This is a genomic window from Chryseobacterium oranimense (assembly GCF_900129755.1).
Lineage (GTDB): Bacteria > Bacteroidota > Bacteroidia > Flavobacteriales > Weeksellaceae > Chryseobacterium > Chryseobacterium oranimense.
Genome location: NZ_FQWT01000005.1, coordinates 166,359 through 187,198, shown reverse-complemented (window position 1 = coordinate 187,198; position 20,840 = coordinate 166,359). Strand labels below are relative to the sequence as shown.

At 38.5% G+C, this 20,840-nt stretch carries 22 protein-coding genes and 2 tRNA genes; 15 read left to right on the top strand and 9 right to left on the bottom strand.

Annotation, left to right across the window (positions count from 1 at the left end; genetic code table 11):
* Positions 1-283 precede the first annotated feature (283 nt).
* From prmA to BUB03_RS15855, 4 genes are all read left to right on the top strand, one after another.
* The gene (prmA, locus tag BUB03_RS15870) at positions 284-1,111 is read left to right on the top strand and encodes a 50S ribosomal protein L11 methyltransferase (RefSeq protein ID WP_073064948.1); all 828 of its coding nucleotides are present in this window, start codon (positions 284-286) and stop codon (positions 1,109-1,111) included.
* Positions 1,112-1,128: 17 nt separating this feature from the next.
* Positions 1,129-1,971 (top strand): SH3 domain-containing protein, encoded by an 843-nt coding sequence (locus BUB03_RS15865; protein ID WP_073064946.1) that lies wholly within the window; start codon positions 1,129-1,131, stop codon positions 1,969-1,971.
* Between the two features lie 177 nt (positions 1,972-2,148).
* Positions 2,149-2,565 (top strand): low affinity iron permease family protein, encoded by a 417-nt coding sequence (locus tag BUB03_RS15860; protein ID WP_073064943.1) that lies wholly within the window; start codon positions 2,149-2,151, stop codon positions 2,563-2,565.
* A gap of 139 nt (positions 2,566-2,704) precedes the next feature.
* Positions 2,705-3,301 carry a Crp/Fnr family transcriptional regulator gene (locus tag BUB03_RS15855; RefSeq protein ID WP_081780202.1) on the top strand — a complete coding sequence of 199 codons (597 nt, stop codon included), beginning with the start codon at positions 2,705-2,707 and terminating at the stop codon, positions 3,299-3,301.
* Positions 3,302-3,325: 24 nt separating this feature from the next.
* On the opposite strand, the gene BUB03_RS15850 is transcribed toward BUB03_RS15855, so the two are convergent.
* Positions 3,326-3,922 (bottom strand): Crp/Fnr family transcriptional regulator, encoded by a 597-nt coding sequence (locus tag BUB03_RS15850; protein ID WP_040996505.1) that lies wholly within the window; start codon positions 3,920-3,922, stop codon positions 3,326-3,328.
* Between the two features lie 509 nt (positions 3,923-4,431).
* On the opposite strand from BUB03_RS15850, the gene BUB03_RS15845 reads away from it, so the two are divergent.
* Positions 4,432-5,028, top strand: a complete 597-nt coding sequence (locus BUB03_RS15845; protein ID WP_073064936.1) for a Crp/Fnr family transcriptional regulator — start codon at positions 4,432-4,434, stop codon at positions 5,026-5,028.
* A 34-nt stretch (positions 5,029-5,062) separates the two neighbouring features.
* Here BUB03_RS15845 and BUB03_RS15840 read toward each other — a convergent pair whose 3' ends face one another.
* The 3 genes from BUB03_RS15840 to BUB03_RS15830 are packed head-to-tail and all read right to left on the bottom strand — an operon-like array spanning position 5,063 to position 7,552.
* Complete coding sequence (locus tag BUB03_RS15840) at positions 5,063-5,830, bottom strand: succinate dehydrogenase/fumarate reductase iron-sulfur subunit (RefSeq protein ID WP_073064933.1); 768 nt, start codon at positions 5,828-5,830, stop codon at positions 5,063-5,065.
* A 55-nt stretch (positions 5,831-5,885) separates the two neighbouring features.
* Positions 5,886-6,722 carry a cyanophycinase gene (locus BUB03_RS15835; protein ID WP_073064930.1) on the bottom strand — a complete coding sequence of 279 codons (837 nt, stop codon included), beginning with the start codon at positions 6,720-6,722 and terminating at the stop codon, positions 5,886-5,888.
* Positions 6,723-6,760: 38 nt separating this feature from the next.
* Entirely contained in the window at positions 6,761-7,552 is a 792-nt protein-coding gene (locus tag BUB03_RS15830; RefSeq protein ID WP_073064927.1) for a cyanophycinase, read from the bottom strand.
* A 971-nt stretch (positions 7,553-8,523) separates the two neighbouring features.
* Here BUB03_RS15830 and BUB03_RS15825 point away from each other — a divergent pair.
* The 7 genes from BUB03_RS15825 to BUB03_RS15800 all read left to right on the top strand — a co-directional run bounded on the left by BUB03_RS15825 (position 8,524) and on the right by BUB03_RS15800 (position 14,863).
* Entirely contained in the window at positions 8,524-9,120 is a 597-nt protein-coding gene (locus BUB03_RS15825; RefSeq protein WP_081780201.1) for a Crp/Fnr family transcriptional regulator, read from the top strand.
* Positions 9,121-9,337: 217 nt separating this feature from the next.
* Positions 9,338-10,273, top strand: a complete 936-nt coding sequence (locus BUB03_RS15820) for a KGG domain-containing protein (protein WP_073064925.1) — start codon at positions 9,338-9,340, stop codon at positions 10,271-10,273.
* Between the two features lie 74 nt (positions 10,274-10,347).
* Positions 10,348-10,950 carry a YciE/YciF ferroxidase family protein gene (locus tag BUB03_RS15815; RefSeq protein ID WP_073064922.1) on the top strand — a complete coding sequence of 201 codons (603 nt, stop codon included), beginning with the start codon at positions 10,348-10,350 and terminating at the stop codon, positions 10,948-10,950.
* A 162-nt stretch (positions 10,951-11,112) separates the two neighbouring features.
* Positions 11,113-12,282 carry a zinc-dependent alcohol dehydrogenase gene (locus BUB03_RS15810; protein ID WP_073064919.1) on the top strand — a complete coding sequence of 390 codons (1,170 nt, stop codon included), beginning with the start codon at positions 11,113-11,115 and terminating at the stop codon, positions 12,280-12,282.
* A 47-nt stretch (positions 12,283-12,329) separates the two neighbouring features.
* Entirely contained in the window at positions 12,330-13,127 is a 798-nt protein-coding gene (locus BUB03_RS15805) for an SDR family NAD(P)-dependent oxidoreductase (RefSeq protein WP_073064916.1), read from the top strand.
* 78 nt (positions 13,128-13,205) lie between these two features.
* Positions 13,206-13,337: a hypothetical protein gene (locus BUB03_RS22200; RefSeq protein WP_262483324.1), complete on the top strand. Its 132-nt coding sequence runs from the start codon at positions 13,206-13,208 to the stop codon at positions 13,335-13,337.
* A 2-nt stretch (positions 13,338-13,339) separates the two neighbouring features.
* On the top strand, positions 13,340-14,863 hold the full coding sequence (locus BUB03_RS15800; RefSeq protein WP_073064913.1) for an FAD-dependent oxidoreductase: 1,524 nt from the start codon (positions 13,340-13,342) through the stop codon (positions 14,861-14,863).
* A 105-nt stretch (positions 14,864-14,968) separates the two neighbouring features.
* Here the strand turns inward: BUB03_RS15800 and BUB03_RS15795 are convergent, their stop codons facing one another.
* From BUB03_RS15795 to BUB03_RS15775, 5 genes are all read right to left on the bottom strand, one after another.
* Positions 14,969-16,237 carry an NAD(P)/FAD-dependent oxidoreductase gene (locus BUB03_RS15795; protein WP_073064910.1) on the bottom strand — a complete coding sequence of 423 codons (1,269 nt, stop codon included), beginning with the start codon at positions 16,235-16,237 and terminating at the stop codon, positions 14,969-14,971.
* Positions 16,238-16,489: 252 nt separating this feature from the next.
* Entirely contained in the window at positions 16,490-17,314 is an 825-nt protein-coding gene (locus BUB03_RS15790) for a GLPGLI family protein (RefSeq protein WP_073064908.1), read from the bottom strand.
* 135 nt (positions 17,315-17,449) lie between these two features.
* Positions 17,450-17,722, bottom strand: coding sequence for a hypothetical protein (locus tag BUB03_RS15785; RefSeq protein ID WP_073064905.1), 273 nt, complete (start codon positions 17,720-17,722; stop codon positions 17,450-17,452).
* A gap of 343 nt (positions 17,723-18,065) precedes the next feature.
* Positions 18,066-18,139: transfer RNA gene (locus tag BUB03_RS15780), tRNA-Arg, on the bottom strand.
* Between the two features lie 31 nt (positions 18,140-18,170).
* A tRNA-Pro gene (locus BUB03_RS15775) sits at positions 18,171-18,245 on the bottom strand.
* Between the two features lie 334 nt (positions 18,246-18,579).
* Between BUB03_RS15775 and BUB03_RS15770 the strand changes: the two genes are divergently transcribed.
* The 3 genes from BUB03_RS15770 to BUB03_RS15760 all read left to right on the top strand — a co-directional run bounded on the left by BUB03_RS15770 (position 18,580) and on the right by BUB03_RS15760 (position 20,835).
* Positions 18,580-19,167, top strand: coding sequence for a Crp/Fnr family transcriptional regulator (locus tag BUB03_RS15770; RefSeq protein ID WP_073064902.1), 588 nt, complete (start codon positions 18,580-18,582; stop codon positions 19,165-19,167).
* A gap of 54 nt (positions 19,168-19,221) precedes the next feature.
* Positions 19,222-19,908, top strand: coding sequence for an MBL fold metallo-hydrolase (locus BUB03_RS15765; RefSeq protein WP_073064900.1), 687 nt, complete (start codon positions 19,222-19,224; stop codon positions 19,906-19,908).
* Positions 19,909-20,160: 252 nt separating this feature from the next.
* Entirely contained in the window at positions 20,161-20,835 is a 675-nt protein-coding gene (locus tag BUB03_RS15760; RefSeq protein WP_073064897.1) for a hypothetical protein, read from the top strand.
* Positions 20,836-20,840: the final 5 nt, after the last annotated feature.

Here is a 20,840-nt window from a genome sequence, read left to right as displayed (position 1 = left end):
CATTGAACAAAGTAATTAAAAACGGTAAACATATTTTCAATAGGAGCGGGCTTTAGCCCGCTTTTTTAATGGGTATAAATTCACCAGGCTTTAGCCAAAATAAAAAATTTCACCCGTTGCTAAGTGTAATGCCTTCGCGGTCTTAAAAGATGTAAAGCATATTAAAAAACTTTGCATCCTTGCGATTAAAATAAATGATTATCCTCAAAATAACAATACTCATGTCACTTCAATTTTTTTAACAATAATAACATCCTTATTTTTGCACTAAATTATTTACTACATGCAAAATTATTTAGAATTCAATTTCAAGATTTCTCCATTGCAGCCATGGAACGAGATTCTGATGGCAGAGCTTATTGAAATAGGCTTCGACAGCTTTACCGAAGAAATTGACGGAATTTTAGGATATATTCAGAAAGAACTGTTTAAAGAAGAAGATCTGAAGTCTCTTCCTATTTTTGAAAACGAGAATGTTCAGATCAGCTATACTTTCGAGGAAATGCCGAACATCAACTGGAATGAAGAATGGGAAAAGAACTTTTCACCCATCAATATTGATGATAAAGTGATGATCCGTGCCGAATTCCATGAATCCGTACCAGGCATGCATGAAATTATTATTCAGCCGAAAATGTCATTCGGGACAGGTCACCATCCTACCACACACCTGATGATCCAGCAGATGATGGATATTGATTTTAAAGGTAAAAAAGTACTGGATATGGGTTGCGGAACTTCGGTTCTTGCGATTTATGCAAAGCAGATAGGAGCAGGAGATACCAAAGCGATTGATATTGATGAATGGTCTGTGGAAAATTCAAAAGAAAATGCAGCAAGAAACAATGTTGAGCTTGATATTGAACTGGGAACCGCAGAAAATCTGGGAAAAGAAAAGTTCGATATTATTCTGGCCAATATCAACAGGAATATCCTGATTTCTGACATTCCAACCTATGTTTCTGTAATGAATGACGGTGGAAAATTGCTGTTGTCCGGTCTTTGCTTCTTCGATGTGGATGATATTCTGGAAGTTTGCAAGGAAAGCGGTTTAGAGCTTAAAAAGAAGCTGCAGCGTGAAGAGTGGGTAAGCCTGCTGCTGGAAAAATAATGAAACAAAATAGTATTATGAAATCTTTACTCACCGCTCTGTTTTTAATGATGCTGCAATTTTTTTCCGCGCAGGAAGAAAACATGACCTATCCTGACGGAGTTTTTGGCTTTGAAGAAAATAAGCCCCAAAAAATCTTTACGGATTGGACCCGGGTAAGAAAACAGCCGGATGTAAAATCTGAGGTAACCGATTCATTACAGACTAACCGGCAGGTAATGATCCTTAAAAAGGAGGAAGCGGTTCTGAGATTAGGAGAAAGAGGTGCCAACTGGTATAAAATATCTTATCAGAAAGGAGACCAGGTTTCGGAAGGTTACGTCTGGGGTGGCAATCTTTGTGTGGGCTACCGTAATAAAAACGGCTACGACTTTCTTTTCGGATTGTCTAAAACCGTAGACCGGAAAAATAAAGACTACAATGAAACTGTAAAGCAGAACATTGCCGGAATAAAAGTTATCGAAGGAGGCGCTTTAATTGATGAAGTATACTTCGATACCGGAAAAGGAGAGGAGATGAGCTATGCCACCTTCACTATCGAAAGCAATCATAAACTGCAGAATGTAGAACTGACCCTTAAAGCCATGGTTTCCGGGGAAGCATGCGGAATTGCAAGCTACAGCCAGTATGTTCTTTTTAAAGATAAAAAACTCGTTGCCCTGCCACAGCTGATGAATGTAGGAGATGCCGATGTATATTACCATTCCGAAGAATTTGTCTTTCCTAATGATAAAGGCGGAATTCCCAATGCATTCATCTTTAAAACAGAGGAAATGGAAAGAGATGATAAAGACAGGGAAAAGAAAAAACGATCTTCCAAAACCTACCTTTGGGACGGAAATTCCTATAAGCTAAAGTAAAATTCTGGTTGAAGAATAAAGTAACCGCTGTACAGATTACAGCGGTTTTTTATTGCCCTTTATTCAATGGAACGGCCCTCTCAGGCCTTTATGATCAGGATCATGAACTATTCCGATAATATTCATGAAATTAGTTTATTGTTTAACATATTGTATTAAGAAATATTGAGGTTTATTATGAAAAAGAATTTTTTTGATACTTTCTCGGATTGGGCAGCCTGCTTTACAGGAAGCCCCGGAGCATTTATCGGAGCCAGCATACTGGTGATTATCTGGGCGGCTACAGGGCCGTTATTTAAATTTTCTGAAGTATGGCAGATGGTGATTAATACGGGTACCACCATTGTTACGTTCCTTATGGTATTCTTAATTCAGAAAGCGCAGAACAAGGATTCCAAAGCAATTCAGATCAAGCTAAACGAGCTTATTGCCGCTCATGAAAATGCCAGCAACCGCATCGTGGATATTGAAGACTTGACCGAAGAGGAGCTAGACGAACTCCATAAATTCTATGAAAAAATAGGAAAACTTCCTAAAAAGGCTGCGGGATCTCCAGGAACCCGATCCATTGACAGCCAGGCTGAATCTTCTTAAAAAATCCCGCGGATGTAATAAAATAGGGATTTGTGTGGTAGGCATTGTGATGTACGTCATAAATACTTTGCAGTCATTTTATTTAGTTTTGTCATTTATAAAGAGATTATACGATTTCATTTAAAAACTATTATAAATTTTGATATTTAGCGAAGAAATATTGTCCTCACTGGGGGCTGATGTATTATACTATAAAATTAATGAAACTATATTTTCTGAAGGGCAGTTGCCCAACTACTATTACCAGATCTTCAAAGGAGCTGTCAAATTAACCAAAGACCGGGAAAACGGAACAGAATCTATATTCGGTGTTTTCTTTAAAGGACAGTGTTTTGGAGAGACCTTTCTTTTTGCTGATAAAACTTACCCGTTCAACGCCGTTGCAATGGAAGACGGCGTTATTCTGAGAGTTCCCGGGGAAAAATTTATAGACTTTGTAACAAAAAAGCCTGAATTCCTGCTGCGGCTTTACAGATTCAATGCTGAGAGGATGTATTTCAGATATGCAATGCTTAATTGCTTGTCCATTAATGATTCTATGTTGAGAATCAAGGAGCTGTTTACCATACTGAAAGAACTTCACTCTGTAAAGGGGGCTTTCTCCTATCAGATTCCCTTCACCAGACAGCAGCTCTCTTCTCTTGCTGCCTTAAGGCTTGAAACGGTAATCCGGACTGTAAAAAAGATGGAGAAAGATAATTTAGTGGAAATAAGAAACGGTAAGATCTTTTACTAAGCAGATAGGCTGTTAATAAGTAATTTAATAAAGGATTTTTCTGTTTTCTATCCGGAGTTCCTCTTGTTTTTCCAGGTTTTTTATCGTTCTGATCACTGTTTCCACTCTCAGGCCGGTGATAGAGGCAATTTGTTGCCTTGTAAGCGGTACTTCGAAAGAATATTTGCTTTGATCGGCAAAAAAACTTTTGTAATAATCAAAAGCTCCTTTTATTCTTACGCTGGCATGTATCGACGAATTGTTCTGAAGCATAATGAATTTGAAGTACAGCCTTTCCGACAAAAATTTGTTAACGTCACGGGATACCCCCGGATGATCGTCAAGCATACGTGTGAAATCTGCTTTCGGGAGTTTCCAGATGCTGCTTTGCTCAAGCACTATAGCATTAACAGGATATTTTTTATCTATAAAAAGCAGAAGCTCGCATACACTCAGCCCGGAATTAAGGATCGCAAGGATAAGCTCTTTTCCGTCTTCGTTGTAATGGTTGAGTTTTATTCTTCCATTAATGATCTGATAGTAGTTTTTAGGAGTTTCGTCTTCTTTGAAAATAATATCACCCGGATAAAAAGTCTCGCTTATTGCTCCGTATGAAAGTAAAAGTTCGTTGGGTATTAACATGGATTGATGTTGTTCTAAGTAGGAACAAGATAGGCATTTATTTCAGTAAAAAAGGGTCTTCACGGATATATTATTTTTTTTATTGATAATGTTTACTTTATGATTTGGCTCATAATATATGATGAAATATAATAATAGATTTGAAGATTATTCAGTGTAGAATGATGCTCTCCTACCTAAAATACTTTTTTAGACCCCATATATTCCGAGGGCTTTTCTTAGTAGAAAAGCCCTTTCTTTTTTTAAGAATAAAGTGGTAGTTGGTTTGCTATGGTTATTTTGTTTATTGCTGAATTCTGTGATGTGGTATGTTATTTTTATTTCATTTGTACTAATTTTTTATTATTAATACGAAATTATAATAATTTAATCTTTTTTAACGTTATTTTGATAATCAAAGGTATGGTATTTGCATTATAATTGATACCGATTCTATAAAGTATTCACTAATTCCTACTATTTACCTGTGAAAATTTTATACTACAGTAATAACATTTAAATTATATATTATGGTAATTAGCGAATCAGTTTTATATTCTGCAGGGGCAGACATAAAAAAATATAGGCCAACGGAATTCATTTTCAATGAAGGTGAAGGATCTCATTATTATTATCAGATCATGACAGGAAACATAAAATTAAATAATTATGATTCTGATGGGAAAGAATTTATCCAGAACATTCTTGCGGATGGAGAGAGCTTTGGTGAATCAGTTCTTTTTATCGATCAGGCTTATCCTATGAATGCGGAGGCTATGACAGAATGCAGCATTCTCCGGCTTTGTAAATCCGCTTTCTTTGAGCTGATGGCGAAATTTCCCAAACTCTATCTTGAAATGTGTAAATCTCTTTCCCAGCGGCTGTATTATAAATTTGTTATGATGCAGAATATTTCCTTTCAGAACTCAGCAGCGAGACTTACCGGCCTGATGGAATATTTAAAAGGTTCTCACAATGACCGCAAGCCCTATTCTTTCATGGTGCCGCTTACCAGACAGCAGATGGCCAGCCTTACCGGACTTTGCGTAGAAACAACGATCAGAACTATTAAAACAATGGAAAAACAGCAAATTGTACGGATCAAAGACCGTAAAATTTACTACTGATTGTAGAGCACTGGTTTTTTAATATAAGTAATTCCTATTCTTTATCGATCCAGGATGAGATATATTCCCTGTTCATCCTGGCAATATTATCCAGGGATATATGTTTTGGGCACTCCACTTCACAGGCTCCGATGACAGAACAGTTTCCGAATCCTTCCTCATCCATTGCTTTCACCATATTAAGGACGCGTCTTTTTGCCTCAACTCTTCCCTGAGGGAGTAGGGCGAAATGCGAGACCTTTGCACCTACAAATAACATAGCGGCTCCATTGGGGCAGCAGGCAACGCAGGCACCACAGCTGATGCAGGCGGCGGCATCCATGGCTTTGTCGGCGTCAGCCTTGGGAACTGCGACCGCATTGGCGTCCAGGGTACTCCCTGATGTATTGACGGATATAAACCCGCCGGCAGCCATAATTCTGTCGAAAGCGCTCCTGTCTGTTATAAGATCCTTGATCACCGGAAAAGCAATGCTTCGCCATGGCTCTATAACGATAGTTTCATTATCTTTAAACATTCTCATATGCAGCTGGCAGGTGGTTATTCCTGTATCCGGCCCATGAGCTCTTCCGTTGATGTACAGTGAGCACATTCCGCAGATTCCCTCACGGCAGTCATGGTCGAAAGCCACGGGCTCCTGATTGTTTTCAATAAGTTTTTCATTAAGAATATCAAGCATTTCAAGAAATGAAGCATCTGTAGAAATGTCAGATACCTTGTAGGTTTCGAATTTGCCTTTGGTTTTGCTGTTTTTCTGTCTCCAGATCTTCAGGGTCAGGGTCAGGTTTCTTTTTGTGGCCATATCTATTTTTTTGGATTATATATCAGGCTGCGGTTGGCGGCCTTATTGATGAAGGTTATGTGCTGCCTTTCATGGTTCCATCGTTTAGCTGAAGGCTACAGCCGTCAGTCAGAATGTGTACTTTAAGATTTTCAGCATAGATGGGATCTCCTTTTTCTGCAAAATCTTTATTCGTCTGCTTTAGCTCCTGGGCGTTGATGATCACTACCATTCCGGAGCCTTTACAGGTTGCTTTCTCGCCATTTTCAATAAGTAATGCGGTATCTTCTCCTAATCCTATGCCCAGATGCTTCGGATGCAGGATTGATGCGTGTGCCAACCTGCCAAATCTGCCTCTGCGGACAAAATGAGTATCTATAATGCAGTTTTTAATAAAACCTAATCCGGGGCCCAGCTGAATGTCATGATCTAAGATCGCTTCCCCGTTTAAAGCTTCGCAAATAATAATTTCAGACATGCACATGGCTCCTGCGCTTGTTCCTGCGATGGTAAAGTTTTCTTCATGGGTATACTTTTCCTTTAGCAAATCGGTAATAGCAGATTGTCTGAGCTCTTCACATATTCTGTTCTGATCGCCGCCCGTAAAGAAAACTGCTTTCGCATTTGAAATTCTTTTAAAATGATAATCACTGTGGATATATTCATCACAGATGTGAAGGAAATCAAAATTGGTATAACCCAGATCGGTAAGTGTCTTTTGATATATTTCTTTCATACTTTCCGGCTCCGAGCTTGCAGTGGTGATCACTTCAATACGGTCATCGTTGGATTTTACCAGAAGTTTAAGAATCTCATGAGGTATAAAATCTTTGTTGGCATCTTTTATTTCTACTTTCGTGTCCTTCCGGTCTTCTTTACCTCCTATAATTAGTAATCTTCCTTTTGATGTCATAAATTTTAACTTTTAATATTTTCAATTATTTATTGTAATCAAGCTACTTCACCATTCATTAAATTAATAGTGCATCCGTTGATTAAGATGCGGCCTTTGAGATTTTTTACATAGACTGAACTTTCATTGCTTTCTTTTTTTACATTTCTTGCGTTAATGACCATGATGGTTCCTGTTCCCCTGCAGGATGCGAACCACCCTTTTTCAATAATCAGTGCAGTGTCTGAACCCAGTCCCAGCCCTAAAAATTCACGATGTTGGATAACGGTAGAGGCCAGTTTTTCAAATCTTGTTTTATGCACAAATTGCGAGTCAACAATACAATGGGTAAGAAATCCTAATCCGGGGATCATTCCGCTGCTGCTGTCTTCCCTGCCAACCAGCATAATTCCCGGAATACAGAGGGCACCCAGGCTCATTCCTGCAATCGTAAAACCACTGTCAAACATATATTTTCTGTATAAAAAACGGATGATGCCTGACCTTTTTAAAATATCATAGGTTCTGGACTGGTCTCCGACGAAAAATATGGTTTTGGCTTTGGAAAGTCTTTTCAGGTAATAGTCTTCATCCGGCAGATTCAGATCATGGATGTGCAGGAAATCGAAATTACTGAATCCTGTTTCTGTAAGTGCATCACGGCATTCTTTCTTAAAACTGTCTGAACGCGCATCTGATACAATAATCTCAATACGGTCATCTTTTTCTTTAGCCAAACAATGCAGTATATCCGGGGATAATAGTGGATAACCGGTTTTCTGGGGTGTAATATCAAGATGAGGGGTACATTTTGTATTGCCGATAATTAATAATCTGCCTGCTGGAATCATGGTGAAATTTTTAAATTAATATTAAGGAGCTGTCAGCTTTTTATAAGCATCATCTTTCAGAACCGGGGACTGTATAAACGAGGAGGATGAAATACTTTCATTTGAAACATTTATATCTCCTCCCGATATGACTATGTTGTTGTTCGGTTTTATAAAGATGAAAGATGGGCTTTAAAAACAGATGGTGCTTTAGCTTATTCCAAACTTAGGGAATAATGATCCGCATGTTTTATGATGTGAATCACAATGGAGGTTATTTTTAATTTCCTTAAAGACTGAGTCTTCCCGCAAGGATGTAGCAACCCTCTTCCTGTAAGTAAATTTGATAAGTGAATAACGGATGTAATTTGATTTTATATTGTAAAATATTTAACAATAAATACTATTGAATATTTATTTTCTGATAAAATGTACTTGTTATGACCTATGTCATAAAGGTTCGGTGTTATAAGGCTATACCTTTGAGCTACACCACAAATTTAATATTATGAAACCAATTACCTCACCAACCATTATTACAGGTTACATTTTTATGAGTCCCAAATACGGGGTGAATCTACGGCTCATGCGGAATACTGATGATTCAGGACCCCGGACCTAGACCTCAGTGAGTAAAGACTTATTCAGAATAATGTATCCCATCTCAAGGAATACAAGGACATATCTTATCGACAAAAGGAACAGCCGGAAAATTAATGACGTCAATTGATGATGGGTAGTTGTATACTGATATATGAAATGATCACTATCTCCGGTTTAGCGGAAAGAGGTAATTGCTAAAATTGTAATTCCTAGTCTTTTCCAGTGCCGGGCATTCTTGCCGGGTATGTGCATGGCTCGAAATATTGTATTTTATATCAGGTTTTTAAAAATAAAAAAACTCACTCATATTCGTATGTAACTGCATTAATATTTACCGGTTTTAATCTTTACTGAGATAATAATTAATTACATAAAAAAACAAAAATATTATGATTATTGACCAGGAATTTTTGAAATCAGCAGGGGCGGAAATAAAATATTATGATACAGACGAAACTATTTTTTATGAAGATAATTTACCTCTTTACTATTATCAGATAGTGGAAGGAGAGGTAAAGCTGAATAACTACAGCAGTGAAGGAAAAGAGTTTATTCAGAATATCCTGTCCGCAGGACAAAGTGTAGGAGAATCCCTGCTGTTCGGAGATAAGCGTTATCCTATGAATGCAATTTCCGTAACACCTTCTACGGTCCTTAGAATGAATAAGAACGATTTTTTTGCCATGCTGGATGATCATCCTTATCTGTATCGGGACCTGTGTAAAGGTTTATCAGACCGTCTTTATTACAAATACATCATGCTGCAGAAAAATTCACTGGAAAATCCTGAAGAGCGCCTTAAAGGAGTCATGAGTTATTTAAAAAGTTTCCACAGCAGTTCGGATATTTTCTCTTTTGAAATCCCGCTTACCCGCCAGCAGTTAGCCAGTCTTACCGGTCTCAGGGTAGAAACCGTGATCAGAACGATAAAAAATATGGAAAAGGAAAATGTCTTAAAAATTAAAAACAGAAAAATATTATATTAATATCGCTCATTATGATGCGAATCATAAACGGGCCGTAAATTCAATTGTACATTTGATACATCATTTTTACTCATATTCCATTCACTCTTATATAAAGAGCAATATAAAAGCTTTATAGCTTAATATCATTCAATTTTAAAAAATACCATTGCTGTTCTGATACTAGTTAAGAACAGCAGTACATCACCCAAATATTAATAATAAAAAAATTTTAGTAATGAACACTAGAAATTCAAACAACCGCAGATCTGGAAACAATTCTTCCAACGAAGAAAACTCCACTCTTGAAGAAGTTTACCAATTAGGTTATGACCATGGTTATAGCGATGCATCAGAGGATGAGGATTATGACGATGATTTCTCCGATTATGAGGATTATTTCGATGATTATGATAATGAATATGATGACGATGATGAGTATGACGATGATGAAGATTATGATGATGACGAAGACTACGATGATGACGAAGATTATGATGACGATGAAGATTATGATGACGAAGACGATGATAACAGAGGTCGTGGCTCAAGAGGAGGCAGCAGAGGCGGTTCCAGAGGCGGTAATCAGAATAGAGACAGTCAGGGAAGGTTTACTTCTGGTGGTAGAGGAAATTCAGGAGGAGGTTCCCGTGGTGGCTCACGTTCCGGTTCGGGGTCAGGCTCCGGTTCTGGTTCCAGGTCGGGAGGAAGAGGAAGGTCATCCTCTGGAAGCGGTACTTCAAGAAGAGGTTTTGCTTCCATGAGTAAAGCTGAACGTACAAGAATTGCCCGTATGGGAGGCGAAGCTTCTCATGGTGGTGGAAGATCTTCGGGTTCAGGCTCAAGATCGGGATCAGGATCAAACAGTGGCAGCAGCTCAAGAAGTTCAGGCTCAAGATCCGGCGGCGGTAATAGCAGTTCAGGAAGAGGACGTGGCTCAAATTCCGGATCAGGAAACGGTCGTGGTTCAAACTCAAACTCAAGTTCAAATTCTGGCTCAGGAAGCGGAAGAGGTTCTAACTCAGGAAGCGGTACTTCAAGAAGAGGCTTTGCTTCTATGAGTAAAGCGGAACGTACAAGAATTGCCCGTATGGGAGGCCAGGCTTCTCATGGAGGCGGAAGATCTTCCGGTTCCGGCAGATCAGGCTTTGGAGGCAGACGTAATAATTCATAATTTTTAATGATTGCCTCTTTAATTTTAATTATTGAGGCAATCTTTTCATTCTATACTAAACACCACATTGCATTATGGCAACTAAAACAACAGAAAATACCACTCCTGAAACTTCTCAAACAGGAACTACAGGAAAAAAACTAGCAGTGGATAATGCTACTGTAGATAAAAATGATATGAAAAACTCTTCCCTTCATAAGTTTTTCGTTAGTGCACTTAAGGATATTTATTTTGCAGAAAATGCAATTATTGAGGCACTAACAAAAATGGAAGAGGCAGCAACTACTGAGGAGCTCAAAGAAGCTTTTGAAGATCACCAGCTGCAGACCAAAAAACATGTAAGCCGGTTAGAAAAAGTTTTTAAATTAATCGATGAAAAGCCTGAGAAAAAAGAATGTGAAGCCATCAAAGGCATCATAAAAGAAGGCGAAGAAATCATCAAGTCTACCCAGGAAGGTTCCATGACCCGTGACGCTGCTTTAATTATTGCTGCACAAAAAGTAGAGCACTACGAAATTGCAACATATGGCGGTCTGGCACAGCTGGCCATTACCATGGGGCACGATAAAGTGGCAGACTTACTTGAAAAAACACTTCAGGAAGAAGAAGATACCGACTATAATCTTACCGAGATTGCAGAAACTTTCATCAATTTTGATGCTGAACAGGAAGATTGATTCTCCATATAGTACCCCCGGGCCATATAGAACATGTTCTATGTGGCCTATTTTATCATACATCAGGTAGCATCAGAATTATAGCTCTGATAAACCCGAAAAGGGAATCCTGAAGTATGCTTTATTCTTCAATACCACCAAATCACACTTAAATATAAAATTATGAAAGCTGCAGTTTTTCACGCACCGGGTAAAATTACCTGCGATACAGTAGATGATCCTGTTATTCAGGATCAGAACGATATTATTTTAAAAGTGACTTCCACAGCGATCTGCGGAAGTGACCTGCATATGTATTCCGGAGGGCTGCCACAGCTGCGGCCTATGGTGATGGGCCATGAATTCATGGGAATCGTAGAGGAAACAGGTAAAAATATCACCCATCTGAAGGTAGGAGACAGGGTGGTGGTTCCTTTCCCGATTGCCTGCGGAGGATGCTACTTTTGCCAGCACGGCCTTCCCGTAGCCTGTGAGAACAGTAATCCCGATCATTATGGCCCGGAAGGAGGAATCCTCACGGAAAAAGGAGGTGCATTATTCGGGTATACTGATCTGTATGGTGGCTATAGCGGCGGACAGGCGCAATATGTAAGAGTGCCTTATGCCCATTTTGGACCCAGGAAAGTAGCGGAAGGTTTAACGGATGAGCAGGTTCTATTCCTTACGGACATCTTCCCGACCGGGTATACCGGTGTAATGTGGGGAGAGCTCAAAGGAGGAGAAACAGTGGCTATTTTCGGGGCAGGTCCCGTAGGTTCCATGTCAGTGAAAAGTGCAATTCTGCATAATGCCAAAAAAATAATTGTAATTGATACCCTTCAATACAGGCTTGATCAGATAAAAAACCTCACCGGATGCGAAACCATTCTATGGGAAGATGCAAAAAGTACCATAGAGCAGATCCGGGATATGACCGAAGGAAGAGGAGCCGATCTGTGCATTGATGCAGTAGGTTTTGAACCTGAAAGAGACCTGCTGGACAGGGCTAAAGCGGTTATAAACTTTGAAAAAGGATCGATAAAAGTCCTTGAAGCCTGTATGAGTGCTGTAAGAAGAGGTGGAACAGTTTCTATTCTTGGGGTTTATCCAGTGAACTATGACAATTTCAAATTAGGTCAGATCTTCGACAAAGGGATTACGCTAAAGGCAGGCCAGGCTCCCGTACATCCTATTATAGATAAACTAATGAAATATGTGGAAAATGGTGAAGTAAAACTCGATGATATAATTACCCACCGCCTCGCGTTAGATGAAGTCGCAAAAGGATATGAGATTTTTGATAAAAAAGAAGACGGATGTGTAAAAGTTGTATTAGATCCCTGGAAAATCTGAGCTTGAGCATCATAAAAGAAATCAACAGTTAATTTTAAAAAATACCCATGAATCGTAAAAACCAATATGCCCTGATTACAGGGGCTACCAGCGGAATAGGATATGAACTGGCCAAATTATTTGCAATAAATGGGTACGACCTTGTTATTGTGGCCAGGAATCATGAAAAGCTGCAGACTATAGCAGACGAATTCAAGCAGTATGGCGTTCACGTCATATTTATTTCCAAAAACCTTTTTCTTGAAGAAGAAGCCTATTCCCTTTATGCAGAACTGAAATTAAACGGAATAAGTCCTGCAATTCTGGTCAATAACGCAGGCCAGGGAGCTTATGGAAAATTCTGTGATACGGATATCCATAAGGAAATTGATATCATTAAACTGAATATTATTTCAGTGCTTATATTGACAAAGCTATTCTTAAAAGATCGTTTGCCGCAGGAATCAGGGAAAATTTTAAACCTTGCATCCACGGCGGGTAAAGTTCCGGGACCCTGGCATTCCGTATATCATGGAACAAAATCTTTCATTCTATCCTGGTCTGAAGCTATCCGGGAAGAATTAAAAGATACCGGAATTACCGTTACAGCCCTTTTACCGGGGCCTACCGATACCGATTTCTTTAATAAAGCTGAAATGAACGACAGTAAAATACTTGAAGACAAAGATAGTCTGGCTTCCTCCGGAGAAGTAGCATTGGACGGCTACAATGCCCTTATGAACGGGGATGATAAGGTGATTTCAGGATTAAAGAATAAGCTGACTGTAGCTATGTCCAATATGTCAACGGATAGTATGGCTGCCCACCGAATGGCAGAAATGCAGAAGCCGGCCAACGAAAAATAGTATATCTGTGGAAATTGCGGCTGGTAAAACCGGTACGTATCTTCAAAACAAATAATATAACAAAAAAAATAGAATATTATGAAAACAACCCTTTTATTAGCAGCATTACTGCTCAGTTTTACAGCATGTGGTCCCTGTGATTTGGACGAAGATGAACCAAAAAAAGAATCTGAAAACAAAATTGCAAGTGATACCTTAAAAGTTAAATAATTATGAATCGGGATGGAGCCAGAAAAAGTATATGGCAGGAAGAGATCAAAACGTTTTCTTCAGATGCCGGTTTCGACCAGTTGTTTGATGTAGCCATTGTTGGCGGTGGGATTACCGGTATTTCCACGGCAGTCAGGCTGCAGAAAGAAGGCAAAAAATGTATTATTCTTGAAGCTGCAAACATTGGTTTTGGAACCACCGGAGGTACTACTGCGCATTTAAATGATTTTTTCGATACGACGTATGCGCAGGCAATCAAAGATTTTGGGTTAAATAATGCCAAACTTCTTAAATATGTAGGAATAGAAGCGAAAAATATTATTAAAAACAATATAAGAGAGTACAATATCGACTGTGATTTTGAAAGAAAAACAGCTTATATTTTTGCATTGGATGAAAGCCAGGCCAGACAGCTCGACGAAATGGTGAAAGGATCTGCCCAGGTTGGGCATCAGATGATCCTTACCCAGGATATCCCTTTTCCCATACCCTTTAAAAAAGCAGCCGTAGTTCCGGACCAGGGACAGTTTCATCCTATAAAATACATTAAGGCTCTGATGCAGGCTTTTATTGATCTGGGAGGAGTGCTTGTGGAACAATGTCTTTGCGAAAGCCATGATGAACAGGAAGATCAGGTAGTTTTAAAAACAACAAAAGGTGAAATTAAAGCTGCCCGGGTTATCTACGCTACCCATATCCCTCCCGGTGTTAATGTCCTCCATTTTATGAATGCTCCCTATCGCAGCTATGCCATTGCATTCAGTATAAAAGGAGATCATTATCCGAAAGATCTGGGATATGACCTTATTGATCCTTATCATTATTACAGGACTCAGGAAATCAATGGAGAAGTTCTGCTCATTGCCGGCGGTGAAGATCACAAAACTGGCCATGCAGAAGATACAGGAGAATGTTTCTCGAAACTTGAAAATTATGTCCGGGAATATTTTGATGTGGAAACCGCAGTTTACAGCTGGTCCAGCCAATATTATGAGCCTGTAGACGGGCTTCCTTATATTGGGGTTTTGCCAGGCAGTAACGGACGTATTTACACCGCTACAGGATTCCGGGGTAACGGGATGATATTTGGAACTATTACCTCACAGATCCTTGGGGATCTGATTTTAACGGGTTCAAGTAAATATAAGGAGCTTTTTGATCCGGGAAGAATAAAGCCAATGGCCGGATTTACCACTTTCGTAAAAGAACAGGCCAGTGTAGCCTATGATTTTATAAAGGATAAATTATTTGTTGAAAAGATCAGCTCTCTGGCTGAACTTAAAGACGGGGAAGCAAAAGTTGTAAAATACGACGGAAGTTCATATGCTGTGTATAAAGAATCCAATGGTAAGGCGCATATTCTCAAAAGCGTGTGCCCGCATGCTCAATGTGAAGTCCGTTGGAACAGTGCCGAAATAAGCTGGGATTGCCCATGTCATGGTTCAAGGTTTAATGTCAATGGAAAAATGCTGACCGGACCTACGGTAAAGGATCTGCAGAGGATAGAGACTGATCCTTCAGTCTAACCATTCTGCATAGATCCTAATACACGATTTTCAGTTCAAATAGGAGATGATTCTACTGCTTAAGATAGATTCATAAAAACCTGTGCATAAACCTGATTCAACCAATTATTGCTTGCTGGTATTTCGTTTCGGGTAAAGAATAAGACGTATGGAAGGGTTGTTGGTAATGAACAATCTGAACCAGTCTAATGCCAGCCTTATTTTACTTCTGAATCCAACCAGAGGGATAATGTGGATGAACAGCCAAGTAAGCCATGCTGTAAAGCCTTTAAACGAAAATTTAGGCAGATCCACTACTGCATTGTACTTGGAAATAATGGCCATGCTTCCTTTGTCATTATAGCTGAACGGAACCAGAACTTTTTCATCCTCTATCCGTTTGAAGTTTTCCGCCAGGTTTTTGGCCTGCTGAATCGCGACCTGTGCCAGTTGCGGGTGTCCCTTTGGAAAGTTTTCATCCGTAAGCTGAAGGCATATATCTCCCACAGCATATATATTTTTTGTTCCTTCTACTTTATTGTAAGCATCTACCAAAATACGTCTGCCTTTTCCGATGCTCTCCTCCGGAAGGCCGGGAACTTCTCTGCCAATGACCCCTGAGGTCCAGATCAGCGTTTCTGTTTCTATAGAACTTCCGTCCGAAAGGATTACTTTACTGTCTACATAATCTTTGACAGAAACATTCAGAATGATTTTAACCCCTAAGTTCTTTAAAGTGTCATAAGCTGTTTTCTGCGCTGTTTCACTCATAGGACCCAGCAAAGTAGGCATAGCATCAATTAAATACAGATTCGAAAAGCTTAGCTTGATCTCAGGATATTCCTTTTTAGCTATGTAGTTTCCCATTTCTGCAAGCATTCCGGCAAGCTCTACTCCGGTTGGGCCACCTCCGGCAATCACAATATTCTGTAATTTTTGTGCCTGGGTTACATCTTTGTTACGGGCAGCTTCTTCAAGATTCAGCAGCATATGATTTCTAAGATAAAGGGCTTCTTCAATACTCTTCATAGGTAATGAACACCTTTGTACATTCTCCATTCCGAAGAAATTGGATTCTGTTCCCAGAGCAACTACCAGATAGTCGTAAGTTAAGCTTCCTGTGTCTGTTTCGATCGTTTTGCTTTCCGGAATTACCTTAAGAAGGCTTCCCATATGGAAATTCACGTTTTTATAATTAGAAAATAATCTTCTGAACGGATAGCTTATATTGGAAGCCTGGATAAAAGAAGTGGCTACCTGATAAATAAGTGGCGGAAAAAAATGATAGTTGTTTTTATCTACCAATGTAATGCGAAATCTTTTGTCGTTTTTTAAAGATTTGATCAGATTGATTCCGGCAAAACCTCCTCCGACAATTACAATGTGCTTTTTCATATGAATTGGTATTGGTGACCATTCATATTATTCAATAATAAGACCAAAAAAGCCTTTTTTATTTATAAATTTTAATATTATGTGAATGAAATTGGATTTTAAACCCAGGTAAAATAATAATTATTGTAATTGTTAGTTAAATGGAGTTTCTGGGCTGGAATTTAAAGAGGAAGATAACTGCGGATTTATGGTATAAAAAGGAGACGACTATCCTATAGCGCCCCCTTAATTAACTGTTATCTTTTACTGGTTTTACTCTAATTCTATTGGATTGTATCCTTTTTTTTCTGTTTCACTTATTTTTTGCTTGTTCTGATCATCTGAAAATACAGTACCCATCCTTTCTAACTCATATTTGGCATTTTCTCTGAAATTTTTTGTTGCCTGAATTAATTCTTCTTTTGTAACCAATTTAGCATTGTGATAGCGGGCTTCATTTATTCTTACCACCTTTCCCTTCAATTTGGAACTTGATACTGATTTGACCAATTCAAAATCATAATCTCCTGTTTTATCTGTTATTTTCACAATTAAGCCTGGCAGGCCGCTGAATTTGTATGGACCATAAGGAAATGGGATTTCGGTTGAATACCAGGCTGTCCATTCTCTTCCTTTATAACTCACTACCGCTTTTTTACAATTAATAGAATTAATTACTTTTGTCTCATCAATTAGCTTCCAATCACGAATTACAGGATTGTTATAGGATAGAAGAGTCATTCCTACTGCCTCATAAAATTGTGAATTATCATTTGTTTGGATTATTAAAAATTTAAATTTTGATGGTGGCAGCCCTCTCATATCAATATTAAAACCATTCCTTTTGCTGTTAAACTGTTCTGCAAAAATAGAGTCAAATTTCAATTTATTTTCGCTGGTAAAAAAGGCACGTTTATCACTGATCTGCAAGGAAAAAAGTTCCTTAGAAACATTCTCACGGCTTAGAGTATTTGGCCTGTACTGAAGTAAATAAGTAAATTCACCCCGTAACGAATCACTCGAAGTTGTTTGAGAAAATGAAATAGAGAAAAAGAATACAAATATAAATGCTAAAGTTTGTTTTTTTCTGAAATTCATAATTGTTTTTTTTATAAAATAGCAAATCGTCCAAACAAAAAATTATTATTTGAACGATTTCTTTATTGTTGATTAATAATAATCAGAGCTTATTCTGTTAGCTTAAAGCAATGATTAAGTTACAATACATAACAATTACAGTTGACAATAGTTTTCTTGGATTTGTTCCATCCAATGATACCATTGAGAAGGAGTCCAGTCCTGACAAGTATATGCTGATGTGCAGCTTGCCTGAAACACTCCACATTCCACTTGCTTTATTTTGGCTATTTTCTTAGCCTTTTTAGTGTTTTTAGTAACTGCAACTTCTTTTGCTTTAGGATTTACTTCTTTTTCTACATTTCCATTTCCATTTGCACTTGCTAAACCTGCTACACCAAGCGCAGCAATAAATAAGATTTTTTTCATGATTGTAATATTTTGAATTGGATAGCTAATATAAAAATATAAATCAATTGAATGGGAAAAATTTTATTATGTTAAACGCTTTCTGTATTGGGTAATATGAATGCCAAACTTCAAAACCGGGCAGAAAAATAGCTGTAAAGACTTAATTCGTGAACTTGCTAAAATTATTCAAACCCCATATGGATTTTATATTTTTTTATGGGAATATTTTCTGATTTTTCTCAAAAACTTGCAGCTATTTGTAGAAAAAAATCAACTTTAAATGTTCCGATAGTAAAGTTTGGATTACAGATTTTTATGGAGATAAAAAAAGGAGACAACTATTAAATAGTGTCTCCTTAAGTGAGCGCGAAAGGATTCGAACCTTTGACCGTCTGCTTAGAAGGCAGATGCTCTATCCAGCTGAGCTACGCACCCATTAAATAATTTTGAAAAATTACTAAAAAAGTCGGGGCGGCAGGATTCGAACCTGCGACCTCCTGGTCCCAAACCAGGCGCGATGACCGGACTACGCTACGCCCCGATTGATGGTCATCTAAGCGAATTTTACTTCGTTTTTGCGAGTGCAAAGATAGAAATTTATTTTTAATAAAAAAGAGAAAACTGAAAAAAATATTAAATTATTATTGAGTCTTATCAGCGATGATGAACTTATAAAATATAAAATTTTAAGATTCAATGGATATTGTCCTTTAGATATCAGTGTTTTAGATGATGAAATAGTTTATCGGTTGAGTTTTTGTCCCGATTAATATTATTTACCTTTTTTTGATATATAATAATTGTTAGATTTGAGCGCTGGATTGGGTATTTAGTCCACAGACGGTTAAAAAATTAAAGAACGAAAAGGTTGCGAAATGACTAATGTATTTGAAAATTACCTGTCCTCAACAGGAGGACTAACAACGGAGGAGATCAATTTTTCTTCGCAGTTCTTCAAACCTGTTCAATTAAAAAAAGGTGAATTTTTTATTCGTGAAGATGAATTGTGCGATCATATTGGGTTTATCGCTGGTGGTGGTGTAAAAGCTTACGCCATAGATGAAGAAGGAAAGGAAAATGTAACCTGTTTCAAGTTTGAAAATGAATTTGTGACCTCGTTTCCGGAATTTGTGGCGCAGGAAAAATCCAGAAGGAGTATCAGGACTATAGAAGATACTGTGATTTATAGGATAAACTATCCGGACTATCGGCATCTGCTTGGTCAGGTAACTGCTTGGAACAGTGTTATCAGATCTGTGATGGAGCAGGAATATAGCCAAAAGGAACAATATCTGCTGAATTATAATAATAAGTCGGCTGTGGATAAATACCGTCATGTCTTATCCAGCGAACCGATGCTCGTCAGGCGTATAGCGACGCAGGATCTGGCATCATACCTGGGCATCACACAGCGGTCGCTTACACGGGCGAAAGGACAAATACATAGACCCGGTGTATTATAGGACAAATGTCCTTATGGGGTCCGGATCAGCGGGGTAGATTTGCACAAAAAAATTATGCTACGTCAAATTGCTCCCGAAGTGTTCCAGATTTCACTGATGCCGCGAAACAGCATCAACTGCTATATCATCGAAGGTGTTTTGGTAGATTCCGGAATAAGAAGTTCATATACCACTATAAAGAAAGCTCTCCGGAAAATCCCTGTTTACCAGCATGTACTTACGCATGCGCATGCAGATCACCAGGGCTGCAGCGATCAGGTATGTGATGAGTTCGCAATACCCTTGCTCTGCCATCCTGACGAAGTTTTCAGGACCGAAACGGGAATGGTAACCAAAGACTATCCAACGCCGCAACATTGGGTGGCAAAGCTTCAACAAAAGTATTGGGCAGGTCAGGGGCATAAAGTCGATCGTACCATTGTTGAAAACGATAAGGTTGGAAGCTTTAGGGTAGTAGAGACGCCGGGACATTCGGCAGGTCATATTTCTTTATTCCGTGAGCGGGATGGCGTACTGATCATCGGGGATGTGGCAACAAATATGAACGTGATCACAACAGCAACCGGTCTGCGGCTTCCGCCCAATATGTTCACCTCGGATCAGCGGCGCAACATCCAATCGCTTCAGAAGCTGGCAAAACTGAACCCAGCCATTATCTGTTTCGGCCACGGACCGGTCCTGCGAAATACAGATCGCCAGTTTGAGCAATTTGTGGATGAATGCAGTGCGGCTATTAAATAGATTGACAATAACGTTTACTCCCAGGATTTATCATTTACTGAACAATATTTCTGTAGATGCGTAGAGGTTATTTTGTCAGATGTTTATATACCAGCTTCTTAATAAATTTTAAAACGGTAATACTGCGGCAGAGCATTATTATTAACAATACTATTTCCTATTTTTATAATAAGAAATAGAACACCAATATAAATTTATATATTAGAGGGGACTTCATTTCAATATAGCAATACACTTTAGCCAATATTAATCATGGAAAAAATCATCCTTATTTTAATCTGTTTGCTTTTTCTGACAAGCTGTGAAAAGGAAAAGGCCATAGAATTGCAGGATTTCAACTTTAATAATAAAACGTCAGCCTATTTTTCAGATAAAGATAAATACAAAACGTATGCCAACTATTATCAGATAAAGTCTGAGGTTATAGGTGTTGATACTATTGCTGACGGAGAGTTTATAGGAAGTGAAAAACCCATACGGATTGAATACAGGCAGGAAATTTTTTCTTATGAAGATGTTCTGGCGAGATTTGACGATTTTGATTTTAATGCCATCAATTTCGCCACCACTGTAGATGGCAGGATGATGGTTTTTAATGCGGTTGCGGGGAAGATTTCTTTAGAGGAAACTAAAAAGTTTGTAGAGCTGTTGGATGGAAAATATGGAAAGTCCAAAGTGAGCAAAGAAACCTTTATTAAGCCGTATGATATCTATACCTGGCATTTAGGAGACCGGATCATTAAATATTGTATAGTAGGCGACGATGGCAGCAATACCTTGAAAATTGAAGCCCGGCAGGCAAATAAGAATAGTAATAGCGGAGAAAAGGAATCTCATGTAAGAGCTTTCCTTTATCTTATTAAAAATGAGTATGCCAATCAGGTGATAGGGAAGATGAATTCCGGCGACCTTTTGTATTGCAAATGATCCTG